General features: G+C 68.8%; 23 protein-coding genes. 13 read left to right on the top strand and 10 right to left on the bottom strand.

What is annotated here, in order from left to right; translation table 11 throughout:
* Positions 1-91 precede the first annotated feature (91 nt).
* Together RXV79_RS06840 and RXV79_RS06835 are read left to right on the top strand one after the other, a co-directional pair.
* Positions 92-946, top strand: coding sequence for a DNA ligase (locus tag RXV79_RS06840; RefSeq protein ID WP_316702650.1), 855 nt, complete (start codon positions 92-94; stop codon positions 944-946).
* A gap of 63 nt (positions 947-1009) precedes the next feature.
* Positions 1010-1564, top strand: coding sequence for a porin family protein (locus tag RXV79_RS06835; protein ID WP_316702649.1), 555 nt, complete (start codon positions 1010-1012; stop codon positions 1562-1564).
* 3 nt (positions 1565-1567) lie between these two features.
* Here the strand turns inward: RXV79_RS06835 and RXV79_RS06830 are convergent, their stop codons facing one another.
* Complete coding sequence (locus RXV79_RS06830) at positions 1568-2044, bottom strand: MgtC/SapB family protein (RefSeq protein WP_316702648.1); 477 nt, start codon at positions 2042-2044, stop codon at positions 1568-1570.
* Between the two features lie 26 nt (positions 2045-2070).
* Positions 2071-3207, bottom strand: a complete 1137-nt coding sequence (locus tag RXV79_RS06825; RefSeq protein WP_316702647.1) for a GGDEF domain-containing protein — start codon at positions 3205-3207, stop codon at positions 2071-2073.
* A 226-nt stretch (positions 3208-3433) separates the two neighbouring features.
* On the opposite strand from RXV79_RS06825, the gene RXV79_RS06820 reads away from it, so the two are divergent.
* Positions 3434-4438, top strand: a complete 1005-nt coding sequence (locus RXV79_RS06820) for an AraC family transcriptional regulator (RefSeq protein ID WP_316702646.1) — start codon at positions 3434-3436, stop codon at positions 4436-4438.
* A 71-nt stretch (positions 4439-4509) separates the two neighbouring features.
* On the opposite strand, the gene RXV79_RS06815 is transcribed toward RXV79_RS06820, so the two are convergent.
* A complete protein-coding gene (locus RXV79_RS06815; protein ID WP_316702645.1) occupies positions 4510-5373 on the bottom strand; it encodes a hypothetical protein in 864 nt (287 codons plus the stop codon).
* A gap of 474 nt (positions 5374-5847) precedes the next feature.
* Between RXV79_RS06815 and RXV79_RS06810 the strand changes: the two genes are divergently transcribed.
* The 5 genes from RXV79_RS06810 (at position 5848) to RXV79_RS06790 (ending at position 10446) form a co-directional block, all read left to right on the top strand.
* Entirely contained in the window at positions 5848-6540 is a 693-nt protein-coding gene (locus tag RXV79_RS06810; protein WP_316702644.1) for a lipase secretion chaperone, read from the top strand.
* Positions 6541-6612: 72 nt separating this feature from the next.
* Positions 6613-7572, top strand: coding sequence for a homoserine kinase (locus RXV79_RS06805; protein ID WP_316702643.1), 960 nt, complete (start codon positions 6613-6615; stop codon positions 7570-7572).
* 10 nt (positions 7573-7582) lie between these two features.
* Positions 7583-8377 (top strand): BPSS1780 family membrane protein, encoded by a 795-nt coding sequence (locus RXV79_RS06800; protein WP_316702642.1) that lies wholly within the window; start codon positions 7583-7585, stop codon positions 8375-8377.
* Positions 8374-9123, top strand: coding sequence for an SDR family oxidoreductase (locus tag RXV79_RS06795; RefSeq protein WP_316702640.1), 750 nt, complete (start codon positions 8374-8376; stop codon positions 9121-9123). Before RXV79_RS06800 ends, RXV79_RS06795 begins: the two co-directional genes overlap by 4 nt.
* Positions 9124-9216: 93 nt before the next feature.
* Positions 9217-10446, top strand: coding sequence for a glycosyltransferase (locus tag RXV79_RS06790; RefSeq protein ID WP_316702639.1), 1230 nt, complete (start codon positions 9217-9219; stop codon positions 10444-10446).
* A 14-nt stretch (positions 10447-10460) separates the two neighbouring features.
* Here the strand turns inward: RXV79_RS06790 and RXV79_RS06785 are convergent, their stop codons facing one another.
* Complete coding sequence (locus RXV79_RS06785; protein WP_316702638.1) at positions 10461-11381, bottom strand: LysR family transcriptional regulator; 921 nt, start codon at positions 11379-11381, stop codon at positions 10461-10463.
* Between the two features lie 119 nt (positions 11382-11500).
* Here RXV79_RS06785 and panB point away from each other — a divergent pair, with 119 nt between their 5' ends.
* Positions 11501-12355, top strand: coding sequence for a 3-methyl-2-oxobutanoate hydroxymethyltransferase (gene panB, locus RXV79_RS06780; RefSeq protein ID WP_316702637.1), 855 nt, complete (start codon positions 11501-11503; stop codon positions 12353-12355).
* Here panB and RXV79_RS06775 read toward each other — a convergent pair.
* Together RXV79_RS06775 and RXV79_RS06770 are read right to left on the bottom strand one after the other, a co-directional pair.
* The gene (locus RXV79_RS06775) at positions 12330-13760 is read right to left on the bottom strand and encodes an FAD-dependent oxidoreductase (protein ID WP_316702636.1); all 1431 of its coding nucleotides are present in this window, start codon (positions 13758-13760) and stop codon (positions 12330-12332) included. The genes panB and RXV79_RS06775 overlap by 26 nt on opposite strands.
* Before the next feature lie 85 nt (positions 13761-13845).
* Complete coding sequence (locus RXV79_RS06770) at positions 13846-16092, bottom strand: PhoX family protein (RefSeq protein WP_413816667.1); 2247 nt, start codon at positions 16090-16092, stop codon at positions 13846-13848.
* A 175-nt stretch (positions 16093-16267) separates the two neighbouring features.
* Between RXV79_RS06770 and RXV79_RS06765 the strand changes: the two genes are divergently transcribed.
* The 4 genes from RXV79_RS06765 (at position 16268) to RXV79_RS06750 (ending at position 19467) form a co-directional block, all read left to right on the top strand.
* A complete protein-coding gene (locus RXV79_RS06765) occupies positions 16268-16966 on the top strand; it encodes a P-loop NTPase family protein (RefSeq protein ID WP_316702635.1) in 699 nt (232 codons plus the stop codon).
* Between the two features lie 110 nt (positions 16967-17076).
* Positions 17077-17520, top strand: a complete 444-nt coding sequence (locus RXV79_RS06760) for a hypothetical protein (RefSeq protein WP_316702634.1) — start codon at positions 17077-17079, stop codon at positions 17518-17520.
* 4 nt (positions 17521-17524) lie between these two features.
* Positions 17525-18073, top strand: a complete 549-nt coding sequence (locus RXV79_RS06755; protein WP_316702632.1) for a hypothetical protein — start codon at positions 17525-17527, stop codon at positions 18071-18073.
* A 233-nt stretch (positions 18074-18306) separates the two neighbouring features.
* Complete coding sequence (locus RXV79_RS06750; protein WP_316702631.1) at positions 18307-19467, top strand: ABC transporter substrate-binding protein; 1161 nt, start codon at positions 18307-18309, stop codon at positions 19465-19467.
* Positions 19468-19497: 30 nt separating this feature from the next.
* On the opposite strand, the gene RXV79_RS06745 is transcribed toward RXV79_RS06750, so the two are convergent.
* The 4 genes from RXV79_RS06745 to RXV79_RS06730 are packed head-to-tail and all read right to left on the bottom strand — an operon-like array spanning position 19498 to position 23289.
* Positions 19498-20082 (bottom strand): DUF2894 domain-containing protein, encoded by a 585-nt coding sequence (locus tag RXV79_RS06745; RefSeq protein WP_316702630.1) that lies wholly within the window; start codon positions 20080-20082, stop codon positions 19498-19500.
* On the bottom strand, positions 20079-20738 hold the full coding sequence (locus RXV79_RS06740) for an OmpA family protein (protein ID WP_316702629.1): 660 nt from the start codon (positions 20736-20738) through the stop codon (positions 20079-20081). Before RXV79_RS06740 ends, RXV79_RS06745 begins: the two co-directional genes overlap by 4 nt.
* The gene (locus tag RXV79_RS06735; protein ID WP_316702628.1) at positions 20735-22597 is read right to left on the bottom strand and encodes a DUF802 domain-containing protein; all 1863 of its coding nucleotides are present in this window, start codon (positions 22595-22597) and stop codon (positions 20735-20737) included. Before RXV79_RS06735 ends, RXV79_RS06740 begins: the two co-directional genes overlap by 4 nt.
* Positions 22594-23289, bottom strand: coding sequence for a DUF3348 family protein (locus RXV79_RS06730; protein WP_316702627.1), 696 nt, complete (start codon positions 23287-23289; stop codon positions 22594-22596). Before RXV79_RS06730 ends, RXV79_RS06735 begins: the two co-directional genes overlap by 4 nt.
* Positions 23290-23334: the final 45 nt, after the last annotated feature.

Raw genomic sequence — 23334 nt, 5'->3', positions numbered from 1 at the left:
GTGGCCGTGCCGCGGCGCGTCACCCGACGGTGGGCTGGGCAGGCGGGGCGGCGCTGCATAGCCTTGCGGGCTTCCACTCCTGCCCTGCCCCATGCCCTTGCGAACCGACCCCATCCGCCGCGCACTGCTGCTGTCGCTCAGCGCCGCGCCCTTCCTGCCGCAACCCGCCCGCGCGGGCGGCCCGCGGCCCTTGATGCTGGCAGGCCTCTATCGCCCTGGCATGCCCTTGCAGGGATGGTGGGTGAGCGAGAAGTACGACGGCGTGCGTGCCTACTGGGACGGCCAGTCGCTGTGGACCCGCCACGGCCACCGCATCCACACGCCCGTGTGGTTCACCGACGGCTGGCCTGCCCACGCGATGGACGGCGAGCTGTGGGCGGGCCACGGCCGCTTCACGAGCGCGGCCTCGGCCGCCGCACGCGACCTGCCCGACGACGGCGCCTGGCGCGCGCTGCGCTACATGGTCTTCGACCTGCCCGCCGCACCGGGCCCGTTCGACACGCGCATCGCCGAGCTTCGCCGGGCCCTGCCCCACGCACGGCCCACAGTGCAAGCGGTGGCGCAGCACGAAGCCACCACCGAGGCGGCGCTGCAGGCCCTGCTGCACGACACGGTGCACCGTGGCGGCGAAGGGCTGATGCTCCATCGTGGCGCATCGGCCTATCGGGGCGAACGCAGCGACGACCTGCTCAAGCTCAAGCAGCACCTCGATGCCGAGGCCACCGTGGTCGGCCATGTGCCGGGCCACGGCAAGTACGACGGCCTGGTCGGTGCGCTGCTCGTGGAAACACCGCAAGGCCTGCGCTTCAAGCTGGGCAGCGGCCTGCGCGACACCGATCGGGTGTCGCCACCGCCCATCGGCAGCCAGGTCACCTACCGCTACCGGGGCCTGCACCCGGACGGCGCCCCGCGCTTCGCGAGTTTCGTGAGGGTGCGGCTCGACTGACGGATGCCCATCAATAATGGCGGCCCCGCGGAGGGCGGGTTCACCACCAATGAAGAGGGAGTCATGAAGAACCACATCGTCGCGCTGGCGGCCATTGCCGCCTGTGCCTTGTCGTCGAACGTCGCCGCCCAGACCTATGCCAGTGTGGCCGGTGGTCGCGGACAGCTCTCGGTGGACTGCACGGGGTCGAGTGCCTGCGACAGGAAAGGCGACGCGTACCGCTTTCTCGCCGGGCGCCGCTTTCCGGGAGGCATCTCGGCCGAGGTCGGCCTCGTGGACTACGGCAACGCCAAGGTGAGCAGCTCGGGTGCCACCGGCGAGTTCGCCGTGACCGGCGTCACCGCGGGCATCGCTGGCGACTTGCCGCTCAGCTCGTCCTTCGGCTTTGCCACCCGCTTCGGCATCGCCATGCTGAGGACGCAACTGCGGGTCTCCGCGGCCATCTCCGGCTCACAGTCGACCGACAAGAACGTGGCGCCGTATGTCGGCCTCGGACTCTACGTCACCCCGTGGCAGAACATCCGCCTCGAACTCAGCGTCGACCAGAGCCGGGCCGAGTTCCGCGGCAGCAAGGGCGACGTGCGCGCCGTCATGCTGGGCGCCCGCGTGCTCTTCTGAGCGTCAGACCTTGGCGCTGCGATCGGCAACCTTGGGCACCAGCGACAGCACCCCCAGCGCCAGCAGCGTGCTCAGCACCGCCGTCATCTCGCGCCCCAGGCCGCAGGCAATGCCGATGGCCGCCGTCATCCACACGCCTGCCGCGGTGGTGAGGCCGAGCACGTTCTCTTCGCTCTTGTTCTTGATGATGGCCCCAGCCCCGAGGAAGCCGATACCGGCCACCACACCCTGGATCACGCGGCTCATGTCGTCGATCTCCATGCCCCCCTGCTGAGGTACCAGCACGAAGAGCGCCGCGCCCATCGCCACCAGCATGTGGGTACGGATGCCCGCCGCCTTGCCCTGGCTCTCGCGCTCGTAGCCGAGCACGCCGCCCAGCACCGCCGCCAGCAGCAGGCGCAGCAGGATGCGCGTGATCTGTTCGGCGTCGACGGCGTCGGAGAACTCGGCGGCGATGGTGTCGAGGATGCGTGTCCACATGGTCGGTCTCTTCTGGAAACGGCCGGTCAGCCGCGCACGATGCGGTTGCGCCCGCCCTGCTTGGCAGCATAGAGGGCTTGGTCGGCACGGGCGATGATGTCCTCAAGGCCGACCTCGCCTTCACGGAGCGCCGCCACGCCGGCACTGAAGGTCACGTCGAAGCCGAGCACGGGGCTCACGTCGTGTGCGAGAGCGGCCCGCAGACGCTGGTCGACCGCCTCTGCGGCGGCCAGGTCCGACATGGGCAGCAGCACGCAGAACTCTTCGCCGCCGTAGCGGCCCACCAGATCGGGCTGGCGCACCACTTGCCGCAAGGCTGCTGCGAACAGCGTCAGCGCACGATCGCCGGTCTGATGGCCGTAGGTGTCGTTGATGCGTTTGAAGAAGTCGATGTCCAGCATCAGCACGACGAGGCCACGCCCGTGGCGACGCGCCAGGTTGAAATGCGCCAGCCCCTGCTCCATCCAGTGGCGACGGTTGAGCACGCCGGTCAGGCCGTCGGTGGTGGCCAGGCGCTTGAGTTCCTGCTCCGCCTCGTCGCGGTAGGCCAGGAGAAACGCCAAGGTCCCGGCCATCACACTCGCATTGCTGACGATGAGCCCGACGATGTTGACCCAATGCGGCGACTCGAAGCGGGGGTAGCTTTCAGGCGCCACGATCACGAGCACCGCTCGGCACGCCACCATCGCACCCGATGCGCCCAGCGCGAGCCCGGCCAGCCACCGCCAGCGCCAGCTGCCGGTGGAGCCGGGGCGCAGGAGCAGCCAGGTCAGCCACAACATCTGAAGCCCGATGGCCACGTTGACGACCAGGATGCGGGCGGCGAAGTTCTCGAACACGAGCCAGTGCAACACGGCCGTCACCACCGGCACCCCGACGACCCACGGCAGGGACACCGGCTGGCGCAGGTAGCTCTTGGCGGCCAGGTACATGAAGCTGAAGCCGGTGACCATCGCGGCCGAGCCGAGCGTCGCCATCTCGCGCGGCCAGCCCTTGTAAGCGGCGACGAGCGCGGCCCACGCCACGGCCTGCAACACCAGCGCCGCCGTCCACAGCCGCATCCCCGATCGCGTCTTCCGCCCAACACCAAGCAGCAACGCCCCCACGATCAGCGTGAGGTTGATGAACATCGAAGCGAAGAGGGTCAGGGCGTCAAGCTTCATCGTGCGGCGTGCGGTCGACAGGGTGGCCTCGATTCTGATTTCAATGGCTCCTGTCTGCGCGTGTACTGCGGTGCGAAATTGCCGGCTCTCGTGAATTGCAGGATCGGCCTTCCGTTTGATCGATCACGCCACTTGCCGGCCGAACTCGGGAAAACCTTGCGCATGCCGGAGGGACGCGCTCCGCAGAATCCGCGCACCCCATCTGCTGCATGCAAAGGTGTATGGCATGAAACACGCAGGCGCCACGATTTCACTCGCATACGTCACCGCCTTGCTCGAGGCTGCGGGCGTTTCACCTTCCCAGTCATCGAAGCTGCTGCGCGCGCATGGCGTGCCGGAAGACGACACGGCTCGTCTCACCGAACAGCAGTTCGCGCAGTTCTACCGGGCGATGGCCGTGGCCCTCGACGATGAACTGCTCGGCCTCTTCTCGCGGCCGATGCGGCCCGGTGCGTTGAAGTACGTCTGCCTCGCCCTGCTCGACGCCAAGAACCTCAACGTGGTGCTTCACCGCTGGGCCTGCATGTACCGCGTGGTGCAGGACGACTTCCATGTCGAGATCGCCAACCAGGGCGACACGGCGCGGATCGCGCTCGTGCAGATGCCGGGCGGCCTGCCGTGCAGGCCCTTCACGGCCGATCTGATCCTGAAGTTGATCCACGGCGTGATCTCGTGGCTCTCGGCGCGGCGACTGCCCCTCCTGCAGGTGGAGTTCCACTTTCCAGAGCCCGCTTTCGCAGCCGACTACCAGGTGCTCTACCCGGGCCCTGTGGCCTTCGGACGGCGAGAGCCGGCGCTGGTGATGGACGCGAAAGTCCTGCAACTTCCCATCCGGCGCACACGGCCGCAACTGGCCGAGTTCCTGCAGCGGGCCCCGGAGGACTGGATGTTTGCCCGGGCCCACAAGGTACGGCTGGCGCAGCGCGTCCACCAGTACCTGGCAGAGCGCCTGCCGCTGGCCGCCACCGCCGATGGCGCCGCCGAAGCCCTGGGTGTCTCGGTGCGCACGCTGCATCGCCGGCTGGCCGAGGAAGGCGCCACCTTTCAACGCATCAAGGACGAATTCCGCCGCGAGCGGGCCCTGCACCTGCTCACGAAGGAAGCCACTCCCATCAGCCACATCAGCGAGCAGCTTGGCTTCGACAGCGTGGCCGCGTTCCACCGCGCCTTCCGGGGGTGGACCGGGGACACGCCGGGCGCGTTTCGCAGCACCGACGGCTTGCGCGCCTGATCGTTGCGAGTGCCTGTCGGGCAAGCGCCGCGGCCCACCGATCAGGTGGCGCCGCGGCCCGCATCACGCCATCACGGCGTGGCGAAACCTGCGAGCCAGTTCAGATTGGCTTTCAAGCCCCAAGCGTCGCTGCCGCTGCGCCAGCCGGTGTCGAGGTTGTTCTGGCTGCCCAGGCAACCGCCCGACCTGCGTTGATAGCAGTGGTCGGCCGAGCCGTCGTTCACCTGGCTGCCGCGCACCATGATCCAGCCGCTGCCGTTGCTGCTGAGGCATGAATAGGCCGTCAGACCGCAGCTCTTGCCCGTGACAGCTTGCGAGGAGAGCCGCACGGCCACGGGGTTGCCGCCGGGGAAGATGTCGACGTCGCCATTGACGATGCGCAGGTTGCTCGATGGCAGCGCGTGGGTGCCGTTCTTCATGCACGAGTCGGTGTCGTAGATGGAGTACTGGCTGTGGGCGCCCATGCCGAACGCCGCACGCACGCGCGAGTCGAAGTTCTTCGCGTTGATGGCGATCACCGAACCCTGGCTGAAGCCGGCCACCACGATGCCCTTGCTGCAGTCGGCCGTGGCGCGCGAACACAGCTTCGCCACGGCGCTGCTCGCCGTGCTCCCCTGGTAGATGGCGCGCGCCTTGGCGAGGATCTGGGAACACGTGCCGAAGACACCGCTGTTGTACTGAACCGTGGCCGCCACGAAGCCCTTGGCTGCCATCTCGGCCACCGCGGCCGTGGCTTGCGCGTTGTTCCACGCTTCGACCGTGCCCACGGTGTAGATGAAGACCGGGTGCCGGCCCGATGCCGGCTCGGTGCCCTGGATGTTGTAGGTGGTGCTGCCCGCCGTGTAGGTGGCCGTGAAGTTGCCGGCGCACGCAGCGCCCGCGAACAAGAGTGCGCCTGCGAACAGGGCGGCACGTCGGATGAATCGGTTGTGCATGTGAGTGTCTCCGTTGTGGTTGGACAGGTGGTTGTGATCACCACGTTTCCCCGATCGGCCACCGTGTGACGCTTGCCGATCGAGGTGCGGAAATCTCCCGCAGGCGCACATGGCACTCCACCGTGTTTCCCCCTCTTCATTCAGGCACGTGAGACGCGCCGCCTGGGGGCGGCCGATTCCGCAACGGATGACGGGCGTTGCAAGTTCGGTCAGCGCGCCTTCGAAGCGAGAAGCGCGTTTCGGTGATCCGCCAGAACTTGCATTGCCACTTCGGCCAACGTCTCCGTGAGGCCTTGCACACCCACGCGGACCCAGGCGTTCGAGAGGCGCTTCATGCAATGGCGACACGACAGTTGGGTTGTTGCCCAGCGTTGTTGCTGCACGTCAGAAGACCCTTCGGATGCGAGGCGATGAGACCACTCGCCACGCCGCGCAGCAGGTGTGCAAACGCAAAGCTTGCGTTAGGCTGGCGCCATGTCCTGGTCTTCTCTTCTCACCTTTCGTGCGGGCGTGATCACAGTCCTGGCTGCGTTGGCGGTGGGTCTCGCCTACGTCTACTTCGAGGCGCCCGAGGCCGAGCCCACCGCGACCTCGGCTCCCGCCTCGAACCACGACGCGGCGCGAACCGACACGCGGCCCGCGCCAGGCACAGGCCCGACCGGCGACCCGCTGGCCCAGGCGGTGCAGCTTTTTCACATCGGCTACGCCGGTGGGCTTCAGCTCGATGAAGAAACACGCGTGGCGCTCGATGCCCTCGTCAACTCCCTGCCGGAGGTGCCCACCGCCGCCGACCTGGCCCGCGTCGAAAAGGCCGTGCGCCTTTCCTTGCCGCACGAAGACGCTGAACGCGCGCTCACGCTCGTGCACGGCTACATCGGCTACCGGGCCGACGTGTCGGGCCTGCTCGCCGCGGCGCCGCCGCCGAGCAACGCCGACGAGTTGCACCAGCTCTTCGCGCAGGTCGATGCGATCCAGCGGCGCCACTTCAGCCCGGTCACAGAGCAAGCCTTGTTCGGCCCGGGTGCGCGCGAGGCCCGCGCCCTCCTCGAGATCATGACCGTGCAGCAGGACGCCACGCTGACCGACGCCCAGAAACAGGAGCGCATCGACGCCCTGCGCACGGCCCTGCCGCAGGCAGCCTCCGCCGCGAGCGCAACCATCCCCTGAGGCCGCGGGGTGCACGACCCCGCTGCCTACAATCCGCGGCCATGACCTCCCGCACCCTGGTTTGACCACGAGATGGCCGTCTTCACAGAAGTCCCGCACCACGATGCCGCCGCGCTGATCGGCCACCTGGGCATCGGCGAGCTGACCGCCCTCAAGGGCATCGCCTCGGGCATCGAGAACACCAACTACTTCGCCGACACGACAAAGGGCCGCTATGTGCTCACGCTCTTCGAACGCCTGAGCCACGAGCAGCTGCCCTTCTACCTGCACCTGATGAAGCACCTCGCGCAGCACGGCGTGCCGGTGCCCGACCCGCAGGCCGACGAGACCGGCGAGATCCTGCACACGCTGTGCGGCAAGCCGGCCGCGGTGGTCAACCGCCTGGAAGGCAGCCACCAGCTCGCCCCCGACATCAGCCACTGCGAAAGCGTGGGTGCGATGCTCGCCCGCATGCACCTGGCCGGCGCCGACTACCCGCGCCACCAGCCCAACCTGCGTGGCCTCGCCTGGTGGGCCGAAACCATCCCTGTGGTGCTGCCGCACCTCACGCCCGAGCAGCGCACGCTGATCGAAAGCGAGCTCGCCTACCAGCAGCAGGTGGCCGCCTCCGCCGCCTACGAAGCGCTGCCCAAGGGCCCGATCCACGCCGACCTCTTCCGCGACAACGTGATGTTCGTCGGCCACCAGCTCACCGGCTTCTTCGACTTCTACTTCGCCGGGGTCGACACCTTCCTCTTCGACGTGGCGGTGTGCCTCAACGACTGGTGCACCGATCTCGAAAGCGGTCGTCTCGTCGAAGAGCGCGCCCTGGCCTTCGTCGGCGCCTACGACGCGGTGCGCCCGCTCAACTCGAGCGAGCGCCGCCTGATGCCCGCACTGCTGCGCGCCGCCGCGCTGCGCTTCTGGGTCTCGCGGCTGTGGGACTTCCACCTGCCGCGCGATGCTTCCATGCTCAAGCCGCACGACCCCACGCATTTCGAGCGTGTGCTCAGCCACCGCGTTGCCGAGCCCTGGCACCCGGCCATCGCCTGATGGGTCGCGCATGAAACTCCACACCGTTCCCGCCCGCCGCGGCGCCCAGTGGGTCCTGCTCGGCCTGCGTGCCTTCGCCTCGCGCCCGATGCTCTACCTGAGCCTCATCGGCATGTGGATGCTGCTGGCCGTGGTGGTGCAGATCATTCCGCTGATCGGCACCATCGTCATGTGGGCCGCGCTGCCGCTGGTCACCCTCGGCTTCATGCTCACTACGCAGCAGGTGCTGCAAGGCGGGCCGCCCAACCTGCAGGTCTTCGTGCAACCGCTGCGCGGCGACCCGCGCCGCCGGCGCACGCTGTGGCAGCTGGGCGCCATCTATGCGCTGGTGATGGTGGTGGTGATCGGCGGCTTCGCGCTCATCGTCGGCAACGATGTGGCCCTGCCCACACCACCGCCGCCCGGATCGAACGCGCCCCCACCCACGCTCGACCCGCGCCTGCAAAGCGGCCTCCTGTGGATGGCCGCGGCCACCGTGCTGCTGAGCGTGCCCTTCTGGTTTGCCCCGGCGCTGGTGCACTGGGGCGGGCACTCGGCCGGCCAGTCGCTCTTCTCGAGCGTGGTCGCGGTGTGGCGCAACAAGGGCGCCTTCATCGTCTACAGCCTCACCAACGCAGCCGCCGTGGTGCTGGTGGCATTGGCCGCCTCGCTGCTCGTCGGCCTGCTGGGTGTGGCCAGCCAGCAGACGGCGATGGCCCTGCTCGTGCCGATTGCCTTCGTGATGATGGCCGTGTTCTACGCCTCGCTGTACTTCACCTACGCCGACTGCTTCGGCGCGCCCACCGCAGAGGAGCCCACTGCATGAAGAAGATCGCCCTCGTCACGGGTGCCGGCACCGGCATCGGCAAGGCCTCGGCGCTCGCCCTGCTGCGCGCCGGCTACGGCGTGGTGCTGGCCGGCCGGCGCGCCGAGCTGCTGGAGAAGGCCATCGCCGACTCAGGCGACCTCGGCGCCAACGCACTCGCCGTGCCCACCAACGTGGCCGACCCGGCCTCGGTGAAAGCGCTCTTCGCCGCAGCCTTCGCGCGCTTCGGCCGGCTCGACGTGCTCTTCAACAACGCCGGCAGCGGCACCCCGCCCATGCCGCTCGAAGACCTGAGCTACGAGCAGTGGAAGAACACCGTCGACGTGAACCTGACCGGCGCCTTTCTGTGCACCCAAGAGGCCTTCAGGATCATGAAGGCGCAAGACCCGCGCGGCGGCCGCATCATCAACAACGGCTCGATCTCGGCGCACGCGCCGCGCCCCTTCACCGCGCCCTACACCGCCACCAAGCACGCGATCACCGGCCTCACCAAGTCGACCTCGCTCGACGGCCGTGTGTATGACATCGCCTGCGGCCAGATAGACATCGGCAACGCCGCCACCGAGATGACCGAGCGCATGGCGCGCGGCATCCTGCAGCCCAACGGGCAGATGATGGTCGAGCCCCGCATGGACGTGCAGCTCGTGGCCGACGCGGTGGTGCACATGGCCTCGCTGCCGCTGGAAGCCAACGTGCAGTTCATGACGATCATGGCGACCAAGATGCCCTACGTCGGCCGCGGCTGAAAACGCCTGCGCCGTGAGAACCGGCACGCGCTTGCACGGGCGTGCTCAGAACTGACTATTCCCTCCCGACATGCTGGCGCCTAGAGTCAGCGCATGCGCGTTCTCTTCTGCGCCACCCCCGGCGAAGGCCATGTGCGGGCCCTGCTCCCGCTGCTGCAGGCCGTGCATGCACGCGGCCACGGCGTGGCCTGGGCGGGGGCTGCCGAAACCCAGGCCTTCGTGCCGTCGCACCTGCCGGTGCCCTGCTTCGAGGTGGGGCCGGGTTGGCAGTCGGCGCGGTTCCGCCTGTTCGGCCGCTGGCCGGAGCTGTCGGCTGCACGCGGCACCGACGCTGCCGCGCGTATCTTCCCCAAGCTCTACGGCGCCGTGATCGCCGCGCGGATGCTGGCCCCGCTGCAGGCCGCCATCCACGCCTTCAAGCCCGATCTCGTGATTGGCGAGAACGCCGCGCTGGCCGTGCCGCTGGCGGCGCAGGTGGCCGGCGTGCCGCACGTCACGCAGGGCTTCGGCATGCCGCTGCCGGCGCATCGCGTGCAGGAGGCCGTGGCCCACATCGCGAGCCACTGGGTGCGGCTCACCGGCGCGCCCCCACCATCCGATGGCGGCCTGTACCGCCACCTGTACCTCGACATCTGCCCGCCCAGCCTGCAACCCGAGCCCTTGCCAGCCGAGTTGCCCGCGCACTCCTTGCAGCCGGTTGACGCGGCGGCCACGGCGCCTGTCGAGTTGCAGCGCCTGGTGCCGGGCCCGCTCGCCGCGCAGCGCGAGTTGCCGCTCGTCTACCTGAGCCTGGGCACCATGCTCAACCGCCCCGAGCTGCTGCGCACGGTGCTGGCGGCGCTCTCGGGCATGGCACTGCGGGTGGTGGTGGCCACCGGGCCCGACGTTGAACCCGAGCAGCTGCAGCCCCTGCCACCCACGGTGCATGCACAGCGCCATGTGCCGCAGGCGGAGCTGCTGCCGCATTGCCAGCTCGTCATCTCGCACGGCGGCGCCGGCACGGTGTACGCCGCCGCGGCCCACGGCCTGCCGCAGCTCGCGCTGCCGCAGATGGCCGACCAGTTCGTCAACACCGCCGCGCTGGAGCACAGCAACGCCGGCCTGGTGCTGCTCGGGGCCGAGCAGAACCTCTACGCCATCCGCCACGCGGTGCAGCAGCTGCTGAGCGAGCCACGCTTTCGCCACACCGCCGAGCGGCTGGCCCACGAGATCGCCCAGATGCCGAGTGCGGACGAAGTGGCCCAGCAGCTCGAACGCTGGATCGAGCAAGGCCAGCCCGTGCCGCTGCCGCCACGGCGCAGCGGGTTCAAGCTGCCGGCGTAGTCAGGCCAGAGTCGTCAGGCCAACGAGAAGCCCGCGACCGACTTCGCCATGCGCGCCAGCGCCTGGTCCATCAGCGCCGCGAAATCGCGTGCCGCCGGCGAGAGGTGCTGCCAGTGCCGGAAGGCCCAGCCGATCGACACCGCTGGCAGGTCCACGATCGGAATGGCCTTCACCGTGCCCGTCTTCGCGAAGTTGTGCGCATGCACCGCCGGCACGATGGCGTGGCCGAGGCCCAGCTCGACGAAGACCTTGGCCGTGTCGAAATCGTCGAACACGATCTCGGCCTTGAGCTCGAGCCCCCGCTCCTGCGCCGCCTGCTCGATGGCGCTCTGGTGCGTGGTGCCGCCCGAAAGCCCCAGGTAGCGGATGCCGGCGAGATCGGCCACGCGCAGGCGCCGCTTCGATGCCAGCGCATCGTCTTTCGCTGCCAGCAGGAAGAGCTGCTGCTGGGCCACCGTGCGCACGCGGATGCCCCGCGCTGGCTCGCCGATGGTGATGAAGCCGAGGTCGGCCTGCGCGAGGCGCAGGATTTCGAAGCAGCGCCGGGTCGAGCCCGCGGGCAGGAAGCGCAGGTTCACGCCGGGGTGCTTTTTGCGGAACTTGACGATCGCATCCATCATGAAGTGGCGCACCGTGGTGCCGCCCGTCGTGATGCTGAGCGTGTCCGACTCGCCGTGCTGCAGCGCGCGGATGCGCTGCAGGCCCACTTCGATGGCGTCCAGCCCTTCGAGCGCGAAATCCTTCAGCACGCGGCCCGCCGCCGTGGGCGCCACCCCGCGCGCATGGCGGTCGAAGAGCTTCACGCCCAGCTCGGCTTCGAGCCGCGCGATGTGCTGGCTCACGGCCGACTGCGTGCGCTTCAGGTCGCGCGCCAGTGAACTCAAGCTGCCCGCTTCACAGGCGGCGACGAGGATGCGCAGGTCTTCCAGGGTCATGGCGAGCCATTAGTCATAGCTAAGAAGATTGCGGCAAATCTTAGCGTTGACTGCCATCTTGGGGGCTGGCAATGTGCGCCCCGTCTCCACTCCCGCTTCCCCTGGGTGAAGCACTCGACATGAAGACGATCCGACTCAGCACCCGCGACATCGTCGCGATGAAGGCCCGTGGCGAACGTGTGGCCGCCCTCACCTGCTACGACTACACCGGCGCTCAGATGCTCGACGCCGCCGGCGTGCCGCTGCTGCTCGTGGGTGACACGCTCGGCATGGTGGTGCAAGGCGAAGACACCACGCTGCCGGTGACGCTCGACCAGATCATCTATCACGCCAGGCTCGTGGTGCGCGGCACGCAGCGCGCGCTCGTGATCGGCGACATGCCCTTCATGAGCTACCAGGCCTCGGCCGACGATGCCGTGCGCAACGCCGGCCGGCTGATGGCCGAAGGCCGCGTGGGCGCGGTGAAGGTGGAAGGGGGCGCGGAGATCGCACCGCTGGTCAAGCGCATGGTCAAGAGCGGCATCCCGGTGTGCGGGCACCTCGGCTTCACGCCGCAGTCGGTGCACTCGCTCGGCGGCGCGCGCGTGCAGGCCAAGGAGCCGACGGCGGCCGTGTCATTGCTCGACGATGCGCTCGCGCTGCAGGAGGCCGGCGCCTTCGCCGTCGTGCTGGAGCTGGTGCCGGCCACCGTGGCCGAAGAGGTGTCGAAGCGCCTCACCATCCCCACCATCGGCATCGGCTCGGGGCCGCGCTGCGATGGCGAGATCCAGGTCTTCCACGACGTGTTCGGTCTCTACACCGACTTCCAGCCGCGGCACACGCGGCGCTACCTCAACGTGGCACAGGACATTGCGGCGGCCGCCAAGCGCTACGTGGCCGACGTGGGCGCGCGCCAGTTCCCGGGGCCGGAGCAGACCTCCGACCTCACGCCCGCCTCGAAAGACAGCTTCAAGTCGCTGCTGGCGACGCACTGAGCGGGCGCAGCAGCACACCCTGCGCCAACAGCGCCCGCTGCAAGGCGGGCACGTTGACGTTCCTCGGCGGCACACCCTGCTGCACCGCCAGCGCCGCCGCCACCCCCGCGGCCTGGCCGGTCACCCAGCACTGCGGGATCTCGCGCATGAAGCCATGCGAAGCCGGGTCGCACGACACGTGGCGGCCGCACGCGAGCAGCCCGTCGAGCGATTGCGGCACCAGTGCGCCGTAGGGGATCGAGATGCTCGGGAACTTGGGTGACACAGAGGGCGACAGGCCGATCTCGTCGGCCAACGGCGTGCCCTCGGCCCAACGCGCGCGCAGCACGCTGCCCACGCCCTTGAGCCGACGCGCATGCCGAACGCCGATCTGCGGCGCGCCTTGCAGCACGTAGGCGTTCTTGAAACCCGGCGCGTGCGCGCGGTAGTGATTCAGGTGCTGCTCCATCGCGCGGCGCGAGCGCACCTCCACCGCGGTGAGGTCGTCGACGTCGAGCGCCGAGTAGCCCGACTGCCGCGGCCCGAGAAAAAGCGCGATGTCGTCGCGCCATGACACGAAGGGCTTGTCGAAGAGACTGCAGGCCTCGCGCCCGGTCTGCATGAAGGCCGCGTAGCGCTCGGGCTCGCCGGTGCGAAACGCGATCCAACGCTTCATGTCGACGCCGCCGAAGAGCCAGGCGGTGTTCATGCAGTGATGGATGTCGTCGGCCTCGATGTCGTTGTCGAACGCGGCGCCGGCGCGGGCGAAGAGGTCGCCGTCGCCGGTGGCGTCGACCACCACGTCGGCCAGCAGGGCCATGCGGCCCTCCTTGCTTTCGAAACTCACCCCGCGCACACGCCCGTCCTCCACGATCGGATCGGCCGCCCATGCGTGGTACACGAGCTTCACGCCTCGCTCGATCAAGAGCTCCTGCGACACGCTCTTGAGCCGCTCCGGGTCGAGCGTGGGCGACCAGGTGACGATGCCGTGAAACGCCGCCGTTCGCGGTGCCCAATGCGCGGCACGTGCAGCCTCGGCCGAACCCCATTCCTCACGCGGTGGCCCGGCCACCGCGTCGGCGGGCAGACGCGCGAACAGCTCTTCGGCAAACCCGCGGATCACCGGCGTGCCGGCCCAGTCGGTCATGCGGTCGATCCAGATCACGAGGCCGCCGGTCGAGAGCCCGCCCAGGTGGTTGTAGCGCTCGAGCAGCACCACGTCGGCACCCTGCCGCGCCGCACTCGCCGCCGCTGCCGTGCCCGAGGGGCCACCGCCCACCACCAGCACCTCGCAGCGACGGTAGATAGGCAATCGACGTGCCGCTTCGGTCACGTGGCCAAGGTCGGCGCGGGCCTCGCGCGCACTGCTGCGCGCAAAGACCTCGGACACCATGATGCGTTCGTCGGTGGGGGTGCGTTCGGCCATGCAGCGAATCTACCGTGCCATAAAAAAGGCCGCGGGAAACCCGCGGCCAAACGCTCTCATGCTCTTGGTTCGTTCGGCGGGGAATTCAGTTCCCCACGCGCCCTCCATCGTTCTTGGTGATCGCAAGCGTGGCCGAGCGCGGGCGGGCCGTGGCACCACCGGCACCGTAGCCAGCGTTGCCGGGCCAGTGGCTCGGGTACAGCGCCGGGTTGGCGATGTTGGCCACGGCGCCCAGGTTTTCGCCCGGGTGCTGGATGTTGACGAAGAGGGTCTTGCCGTCGGGCGTCTCCGCGCAGCCGGTCAGCTCGCAGTCGACCGGGCCGACGAGGAAGCGCTTCAGCGTGGTCGCCGTCGGCGCGCGGCCGACACGCGTCTGGATGCTGAGCGTGGTGGAGTCGGCACGCGTGTAGTTGAGCGTGGCCACCGTGCCATCGCCCACACGGCCCGGCACGCCGGCCAGCATCATGCAGTTGGTGACATCGGTGTAGGCGCCGTCGTCCGTCTGGATCCAGCAGATGCCGGTGTTCTTGCTGAACCACAGGCCGTCGGGGCTGGAGAAGTCCTGGTCGGCGGTGAGCGACGACAGGTTGATCTGCGTGGCGTTGCTGCCGGCTTCCGCACCGAAGAGGTAGACGTCCCAGCTGAAGGTCGTCGCGGCATTGGTGTTGCCGGTCTCGGCCATGCGGATGATGTGGCCGTTGACGTTGCCCGACTGCGTCGCAGCGCCCTTGGTGTCGGTGTACGCCCGCGGGTTGGCCGCGTCCACTGCATGTTGCGAACCGCTCGCAGGTTCGACGCGGCGGTTGCTGTTGTTCGTCAGCGTGTAGTAGATCTCGCCAGTGGTCGGGTGCACGGCACACCACTCGGGGCGGTCCATCTTGGTGGCGCCCACCGCGTCGGCCGCGAGGCGTGCGTTGACCAGCACGTCGGCCTGATCGGCGAAGTCGTAGGTGGCGTAGTTCGCGATCGCGGTGTTGGCGATGTCGAGCTCGATCCAGGTGCCGGTGCCGTCGGCGTTGAAGCGCGCGACGTAGAGCTTGCCCGAGTCGAGGTACTTGTCGCCGGTGGCGATGCGGTTGGCGCTGTTGGCGTCGGCCGCATCCCAGTTCGCGGTGGAGACGAACTTGTAGATGTACTCGCCGCGCGAGTCGTCGCCCATGTAGACCGCGAGCGGCTGGCCGGCACGCTGCAGGCCGAACGAGGCGCTCTCGTGCGCGAAGCGGCCGAGGGCGGTGCGCTTCTTGATGGCGGCGGTCTTGTCGTAGGCGTCGATCTCGACGATGTAGCCGAAGGTGTTCAGCTCGTTGCGGTAGTCGTCGGTGCCGTCGGTGCTCGCGCCGGTCTTGCTGATGTTCCAGCGGGCGTATTGATCGGCGGCGCCGGCCGTTTCCCAGCCGTGGCGGCTGGCCGAGCCTTGCGCGCGGCCGTAGCGGTTGAGCGAGACCACGCTCTTGTCGCCACGGGCGGCGTCATCGCCGGCCGCACGCGTGAAGTAGCCGGCCCAGTTCTCTTCGCCGGTGAGGTCGGTGCCCCAGGGCGTCTGACCGGTGCCGCAGTTGTTGAGCGTGCCGCGGGCGGCGGTGCCGGCGGTGGAGTAGAGCGTGCGCACGAGCGCGTTGCCGCGCACGGGGCCGGCGATCTGCACCGGCGTGAGCGGCGTCACGCGGCGGTTGAAGGCCGAGGTCTGCACGTAGGCCCACTGGCCGTTGGTCTTGCGCACCTCGACGACCGAGATGCCGTGCACGGCGATTTCCTTGTCGGCTTCAGCAGTGGGGCGCGGATTCACAGTGCCGCCGTTGGCATGCAGGTAGTACGAGCGCACGTCGAGGTTGCTCGTCGCCTCGTGGTTGATGGCCAGCAAGCCGCGCTCGGAGCCGTTCACGTCGCGGCGCGTGCCGTCGGCAGAGAGGCCGAAGTACTCCATGCCGTCGTGGTGGTCGCCGGCGCGGTTCTCGAAGTCGGTGTCGGTGCCGTCGTTGCGGTAAGCCGGCGTGGTGGCGGTGAGCGGGTCGCCCAGCGCGTAGATGATGCTGGCGGTGTAGCCCACGGGCACGCTCACCGTGTCGGCCAGGCTCTTGGGCACGGCGGTGAAACCGAGCGCGGTGATGGGGGCCGGCGCGGCAGGCGCGTCGTCGTCGTCGCCACCACCGCAGGCGGCGAGGCTCCAGCTGCCGAGCACGGCCGTGGCGGCGGTGCCCACGCCGCCGCGCAGCAGGCTGCGGCGGCTCAGGCGTGCGTCGAGCACGGTCATGAAGCTCGGGTTGGCGCTCGTGTTCAGGTCGGCGTCGTCGCCGTGGGCGGCCAGCGTGTGGCCTTCGAAGGGTTTGTTCAAGGAATCCTCGCAGGATGGATGAGCGATGCAGGGCCCCGCTCGTGGCGGGCGCCGGCAGCTTAGGAAGCCGGCATGAAGGGTGCGTGACGGTTGCGTGACAGCTTCGTGACTGGAATGGATTGCGGAGATACTCGCCCCCATCCAGGGCCTTCAGCTTCGACAGGAGATCGACTCGATGAGCAACATCCACTTCATCGGTGGCGAAAAAGGCGGTGTCGGCAAATCGCTGCTGGCCCGCACGCTGGCGCAGTACATGATCGACAAGCAGTTGCCCTTCCTCGGCTTCGACACCGACCGCTCGCACGGCGCCCTGATGCGCTTCTACGCGGGCTACGCGTCGCCGGTGGTGGTCGACCGCTATGAAGCGCTCGACTCGATCATCGAAGCCACCGTCGACCAGCCGCAGCGCCGCATCCTCGTCGACCTGGCCGCGCAGACGCACGAGCCGCTGGTGAAGTGGATGGACGACTCCGGCGTGCTGAATCTCGTCGACGAGATGGGCTCGAGCATCCACTACTGGCACGTGATGGACACCGGCAAGGACTCGGTCGACCTGCTCAAGCGCCTGCTCGACCGCTTCGGCCCGGCGCTCAAATACGTGCTGGTGCGCAACCACGTGCGCGGCAGCGATTTCAGCGTGCTCGAACAATCGGGCGAGCAGTCGCGCGCCATGTCGCTCGGCGCCCAGGTGGTCACGATGCGCAAGCTGCACGACACCGTCATCAACAAGATCGACGCCACCAGCAGCAGCTTCTGGAAAGCCAAGACGCCGCAGGAGAGCGAAGGCCCGAACGGCCTCGGCCTCATGGAGCGCCAGCGCCTGAAGATGTGGATGCGCGACATCTACCGCGAGCTCGACGAGATCGAGGTCTGACCCTCGGAACCACGGTTCGTGGTTTTCGCCGATGGGGATCGGCCTCTCCTGCGCGCATAGTTCTGCCCGGCAACGTCGCCGTCAGAGAAATGGGGCGGGAGGCCCCGAAAATGATCAAGAGATTCCTGTTCCTCGCCATGATGCTGGGCGCGATGGCGCTCACCACGGGCTGTGCCGTCAACCGCGCCACCGCGAACCTGATGCCGGGCGCCGACCTGAGTACCGTGAAATCGGTATACGTGGTCAAGGAGCCCAAAGACGACCGCGGCGTGGGCGAGCTGATCCAAGCCAATTTCGCCAAGCGCGGCTACAAGGCCGACATCGGCCCCGAGCAGGCCAAGCCGTACAAGTCCGACGCTGTCGTGACCTACATCGACAAGTGGATGTGGGACATCACCATGTACCTGCTCGAACTGACGATCACCGTGCGCGACAAGAACGAGCTCCCGCTCGCCACCGGCAACTCGCTGCACACCTCGCTCACGCGCAAGTCGCCGCCCGACATGGTGGATGAAGTCGTGACCAACATCGTCAACGCCAAACCCACCAAGTGACCGCATGAACATCCAACTCAGCACCTGGCTGCAACGCGTTGCAGCCCCTGCCCTCGTCATCGCCGCCGCGGCCCTGAGCGGCTGCGCGATCGCGCCGTCCACGCCCGCTTCGCTGGTGCCGGCCACCGTCGAAGCCGGTACCCGCCATTCACAGACCGTGTCGGTCGCGGTGTCGGGCGTCAGCTCGCATGCCACCGCGCAGCGCCACCTGTCCGACGACTCGGTGGCCGAAGCGATTGCGACCGCCATCGACAAGAACAAGACCTTCTCGCAGGTCATCAAGGGCGGGGCCGGCAACCTGCGGCTCACCGTGGCGCTGCTCACGGCCGACTACCCGGCAATGGGCCTCAACTTCACCGTGAAGAACGAGATGATCTGGGAACTCAAGCGCGCAGACGGCAGCACGGTATGGAAGGAGTCGATCCGGAGCGAAGGCTCCGCGACCACCAGCGAAGCATTTGCCGGCGTCGAGCGCATCCGCCTGGCGGCCGAGCGTGCCGTGAGCAACAACATCGCCCAGGGCCTGGGCAAGATCGCGAAGCTGAAACTCTGAGCTGCCGCGTTCCAGCCGACACCCGCTCGCAACCCGAGCGGGTGTTTTTCTTCCAGGGTGCGCACTCGAGCGCCCCGCCGCCTGCAGTGCAGAACCGACTTTCAAAACAGTTGCTGGTGTGCACAGCGTCACACCTCGCGGGGCTCCGCCTGTGCGATTGCCGACCGGGCCCACCTAGACTGCGCGCCACTGACCACGAGCGGCAACCAGACCGCAAGCACTTGGAGCACGACATGCACGACGTCCGACGGTTTGTGAATTCTTCCCTGCGGCTGCTGGCCGCACCCCTGCTGGCGTTCAGCGCCCTCGCCGCCCACGCGGCCAACGAGGTGGTCATCGGCCAGGTGGTGCCGCTGACCGGCGTGATCGCCGGCACGGGCGACGAGTACTCGGCCGGCGCTGCCGCCTACTTCGCGAGCGTCAACGCCAAGGGCGGCGTCTACGGCCGCAAGATCCGCGTGGTGCAGAAAGACGATGCGTACAAGCCCGAGGCGACCGTCGCGCACACGAAGGAGATCCTCGAGAAGGACAACCCCGTCGCCCTCTTCGGCTACGTGGGCACGGCCAACATCGCCGCGCTGAACAAGAACAACATCCTCACCGACAACAAGATCGCCCTGCTCGCGCCCTACACCGGCGCCGAGGAGCTGCGCGTGCCGGTGAACCCCAACCTCTTCCACATCCGCGCCAGCTACCCCGACGAGACGGCCAAGATGGTGGAGCACCTCTACACGCTGGGCCTGCGCAAGTTCGCGGTGTTCTATCAGAACGACGGCTTCGGCAAGGGTGGCCTGATCGGTGCCGAGCGGGCGCTCGAAAAGCTCAAGCTCAAGGCGGTGGCCACCGGCCACTACGACCGCACCAAGCCCGACGACATCGACGCCGCCGCCAAGACCATCGGTGACGCCCAACCCGACGCGGTGATCATGGTCGCGGTGAACAAGGCCTCGTCGGCCCTCATCAAGAAGCTGCGCGACAGCGGCAACCGGGCCCGCCTCTTCAGCATCTCGGTGGTGAACTTCAAGGAACTCCTGAAGAACACCGGCGACGAACTCGCCCGCGGCGTGGGCATCTCGCAGGTGATGCCCTTCCCCTACAACATGGCCTCGCCGGTGCCGGTGGTGCGTGAGTTCCACGCCGCGATGAAGCAGTACCAGCCGACGAAGACCGTCTCCTACGCCAGCATGGAAGGCTTCATCGCCGCCAAGGTGCTGGTCGAGGCGGTGAAACGCTCACGCGCCGACCCGAGCCGCGAGCGCATCCTGCAGAACCTCGCCGACATGCGCGACTTCGACACCGGCGGCTTCAAGGTCAACTTCGGCGGCGACAACCGCGTGGGTTCGCGCTTCGTCGAAGTCACCGTGATCGGCAGCGGCGGCCGGCTGCTGCGCTGACAGTCGTCGAGGCTTCACGTCGCGCGCGATTCACTTCGCGCGCGATCGTGAGGCACGCGGCGTGAGATCGCCGCCGCCGCTGGTCTGCTCCATCCACTGCAGCGCATCGACGTGGGTCATGAACGCGTCGAGGTAGGCCGGCGACAGGTCATGCAGGGTCTGCAGTGCGCGGCTCACGATGCGGGCCGAGTGCAAGGGCCCCGCCTGCGCCGGCACCTGGGTCAGCGCCTGGCGTAGCCGCTGCTCCACGCGCAGCCTCGACCAGGTGCCCTGGAAGTTGGCCACCGACTTGAGCGGCTGCGGCGCGGCCATGCGCGCGGGCGTTGCCGCCGTGTCACCCGCATGGCGGTTGAGCCAGTTGACGAGCTGCGACAGCCCGAGCTGAGCGTCGTCCCGGGCCGGCAGCGGCGCCACCGCTGCGGCTGACTCGGCCTGCGCCGCCGGTTCGCTCATCAAAGCTTCGACACGCGCCAGCAACTGCCGGCGGGCCTCGCCCTGGTGCTGCGCCACCCGACGGGCCATGGCCGCGAGCACGCGGTGCCTCACCGGCGCCATCTGTGCCCGCACCGATTCGACACGCGCCAGCAGCTCGGCCGCGCCGTCGCTGGAACTCACTTCTTCGCTCCCGCCGTCGAGTCTTTCGGTGCCGGCATCGGTGCGATCTCGACCCGGCGATTCAGCGCACGCCCGGCAGCCTCCTGGTTCGAGGCCACCGGCCGCTGCGAGCCGAAGGCCGCGGCGAACACCGACTTCGAGGGCACGCCGGCCTCGATCAACGCGCGTGTCACGGTCAGCGCGCGCTGGGCCGAGAGTTCCCAGTTGTCGGCGAACTTCGCACGCGAGCTGTCGCGCATCTGGCGGTCGTCGGTGAAGCCGCTGACCATCAGCACCTCGTCGCGCGTCGCCAGGTAGGTGGCCAGCGGGGCGGCCAGGCTTTGCAGCAGTTGCCGGCCCTCGGGCTGCAGCTCGTCGGAGTTGAAGGCGAACAGCACGCTGCCACTGATCGCGATGCGGCCATCGGCCAGGCTCACGCGGCCCGCCGCGAGCGGAATGGCCAAGGCGCGCTCCAGCGCCTCACGGCGCTGCTGCTCGGCCTGGCGCTGCGCGACCTCGCTCTTCAGGCGCTCGGCCAGCTCGAGCTGCGTCGCCATCACGAACACGAGGATCAGCACGAAGGCGCCCAAGAGGCCCGCCATCAGGTCACCGAACACGGCCCAGACGGTGGCGGTCGAGCCGCCCTCGACGTCATCGATCTCGTCGTTCGCCGTCATGCTGCGTCGGCCTCGGTGGCGGTGTCATGCACCGCACGGCCCACCCGCCGCAGGTCTTCGACGATCTTCTGGTGCGAGCCGAGCGTGAGGTCGACGATCTCGCGCGCCTGCGCCACGTAGTAGGCGAGCTGCTCGTCGCTGCGCGCGAGGCTCTGGCCCAGCGCGCCTTCCACCCGCTCCAGCTGCGCCATCAGCCGCTCGCTCGAACGGCTGAAGAGATCCACCGCTGTGCCAAAGCCTTCGCCCAGGCTCGCCACCTCTGCGGCACCGACGGTGACCTGCGCCGCCACCTGCTCCAGCGTGCGCGACTCGGCAGCCACCGTCTCATGGAAACGCGCCCCCACGCGGTCGATCACTTCCGTCGTGCCCGACACCAGCGCATCGATCGCGGCACGCTGCTCGGTGCTCGCGTGGTTCACCGCATCGAGCAGCCCCGACAGGGTGGCGAGCAGGCGATTGCGTTCTTCGAGGGCGGCGTTGTCGCGCACCAGGCTGTCGCTGAGGGCGCCGCGCAGCTCGCCGATGACCTCGGCGGCCGCACGCGGCGCTTCGGCGGCCGATTGCACGAGGCGGCCGATCTCGTCGAGGGTGGCGCGTGCGTGCGCTTCGGCTTGCGCGGTGATGGCCTGGGCCGTCGATTCGAGCGCCGAGCAGATCTGCTGCTGGCGTGCGGCCAGCGCCTGCTCGCTGCGCTCGGCTTGCGCGGCCTGTGCCTCACCCACCGCCTGGAGCAGCGATGCGGCATGGCGCTCGAAGGCCTGCTGGGTCGCCGACCAGCCGCTGCGGGTGTGTTCCACCAGGGCGACGTGGTCGTCGCGCTGCTGGGCCGAGGCCGTGCCCCAGGCGGCGGCCCAGCGCGTGGTGCTGTCGTCGAGGCGTGCGGCCACGCTGTCCACCAGCGCATCGGCGCGCTCAGCCAGGGCGTCGCGCAGCACCCCGGCTTCGCGCGCCAGCCCGGCCATCGTGGCCTGCACCGCCGGCTCGATGGCCGCGCTGGCCACGCGGGCGCTGTCGGCGAGGCTCGACCGCAGCGATTGATCCACCGATGCGGCCAGGTCCTTGTAGGCACGCTGCGCTTCGTGCTGGAATTTTGCCTGGCTGTCGAGCAGGCGCTCGTGCAAGAGCTCGCCTTGCTTCGCCATCTGCTCCACCAAGCCTTGCAGTTGCGCCACCACCGCTGGCATCACATCGGCCTGCGTGCGCAACAGGCGCAGCGATTCGTCGCGCTGGCGCGCTTCCTCGTGCGCCCGCGTGTAGCCGCGCAGCGGGCCGGCGATCTGCGCATCGAGCTGCTGCACGCATCGCACACGCTCGCGCTTCACGAGGGTCGACATCAGGCCGAGCATGGCCGACGCGGCGACACCCGCCACCGAGCAGCCAAACGCCAGGCCGAGACCTTGCACGGGTGCGGCCAGCGAGGCACGGATCGCATCCACATCGGTCGCATGTTCGAGCGCCAGGCCGGTCCCCTTCAGCGTGACGACCATGCCGAGAAAGGTGCCGAGCATGCCCAGCAGCACGAGGAAGCCCGAGAGATACGGCGAGAGCGACGGCCCCGGCAGCGCGGCACGGCCCCCTTCGACACGCAGGCGCACGCTCGCGTGCAGGCTCGGGTGGAGCGTGGCCAGCCATTCGGCAAGGGTTGCCGGCGCCTGCGCGGCGGCTGCCTTCACCGCGCGGCCCAGGCTGTCGGTGGCCTGCTGGAAGCGATGCAGCTCGAGCGCCCCCAGCAGGTAGAAGAGGCCGATCAGCAGCACCAGCGAGAACGCCAGCAGGTGCCCCGGCAGGTAGCCCGCGCCCACCCAGGCAACGGCGACCAGGCCCGCCACGAAGGCGGTGTGAGGAAGGAATCGGTTCATGGTGTTTGGGGTAAGGGGTGCAGGCTGTCCAGCAGGCCCTGCGCCGGCATCAGCCGGTGCGAGAGTTCAGCCAGGAGAACGCGTTCCATGTCTTGCCGGAAAGCGTCTGTCCAGCGGGTGTCGTCGGTGCTGTCGCCACCAGAGCGGTCAGCAGAGCGGGCGGCGCGGGCCATCCGCTCGAAATGGGATTGAAGGCGCAGGGGCACGAGGCCCAGCAGCGTGCGTTCCTGCGCGCTCAGGGCACGGTCCATCACCGCGTCGATCGCAGCCAGCTTGGCCAACGCAGGCGAGCGACGCGACAGCGCATCGCGCAGGCGCTGCCGCAACGCAGCGATCGCGTTCTGCATCGCCTGCTGCTGCGCATGGCAGTGGCGGCGATAGGGGCTGAAGTCGGCCGGGCTCGATGCGTCGTCGTCGGGCCCCTTGGCGATGGATGCCGCCAGGGCCGCACGCACGCGATGAAAGTCCGCCTCCTCGAGGCCGCTGGCGCCAGACGCTGGACCTGCGTCCACACGGCCCAGGTCGGTGCTCAGCGCGGTGGACAACGACACGGCGTCGGCCCAGCCCAGCCAGCGGCCCAGACCCTCGGCAAAGGCCGGTGCGGTGTCGGGGGGAGGCGTCTCGGCCAGGCGGGCCAGGAGGCGGGTGAGCTCCGAACCGGCCACGCCCGCGGGGAAAGACCCGTGCTGCATGAATGCCTGTCGAAGTGACTTGGGTGCCTTGGAAAAGGGGGCGCA

Origin of the sequence: Piscinibacter gummiphilus (genome assembly GCF_032681285.1) — a bacterium.
GTDB lineage: Bacteria > Pseudomonadota > Gammaproteobacteria > Burkholderiales > Burkholderiaceae_C > Rhizobacter > Rhizobacter gummiphilus_A.
The sequence above is the reverse complement of the archived record's forward strand: the minus strand, read 5'-3'. Positions and strand labels throughout refer to the sequence as shown.